1 protein-coding gene is annotated in these 837 nt (G+C 42.8%); it reads right to left on the bottom strand.

Translation table 11 applies throughout. The features are described from left to right. The coding region (locus A3729_RS29560) for a Tn3 family transposase (protein WP_197476277.1) at positions 1-757 on the bottom strand (757 nt) is incomplete at its 3' end. Positions 758-837 lie beyond the last annotated feature (80 nt).

Raw genomic sequence — 837 nt, 5'->3', positions numbered from 1 at the left:
AACGTGCAGCAGCTCCCGAACCAAAACCATGTGGGCCATCTGCAAGTCGCTTTATTCCTGCATTTGTGCCTAACGCGTAAAGTACGAGGAGTAATCTCCTTTGTATTTCATCTCGGCTTAATCTCTCCCGAGAGGCAACACTTGAAAAGCGGGAGGTAAAGTCGATACGTAAGTCTGACTCTTTAAGAACGTCAAGCAGACTTGTCATTGGCCATTTTTCTTGGATGGAGCTTTTTATAGAAAGAATATTCTCTGGATCTGGCAACGGCTCGTAAGGGGAAACACTGATGCGGTTTTTCCCTTGGGGTTTTAGTCTTACGTGTTTGTTTTTTGGGATCGTATTGTTCAGATGTGAAAGCGCTGCTCCCATATCACTCTTTAATTGAGAGACAAACTCGGCAGCATCTTGGGTATGCCCTAAAATCTGATAGTAAGAGTTTCGCTTTTCTTCAAAGTCAGTCGGCAGATCTTCATCCGGGTCACGATATTTGTCTGCACCTTCTACCCAAATTTCCTTACATCTCAGTTTCTCGCGGAGCATTTGAAGAACACAGATCTCGTAATTAATGCGATTGATGCGCCGAGTTTTACCTTGCTTCTCAATCACAACCTCTCGCCATTTTGGCTTAATGACTCCATCGATAGGAACTCGATCATTTAAAATTATATATTGCTGCTTACTTTCTCGATGGTCGGCTATCCATTCTAAAGCCTCTAAAACTGGGCGATGTAATGTATTGTTGGATTTGAATTTCAATAGCTCCAAAAGCTTAGGGAGCATTCGTCGGTAATGGCCACCATATGATGAACGGATTAAGGTATGAACTTGGTTTTTGT

The organism is Oleiphilus sp. HI0043 (assembly GCF_001634935.1).
This window is presented reverse-complemented; position numbering and strand designations above follow the sequence as displayed.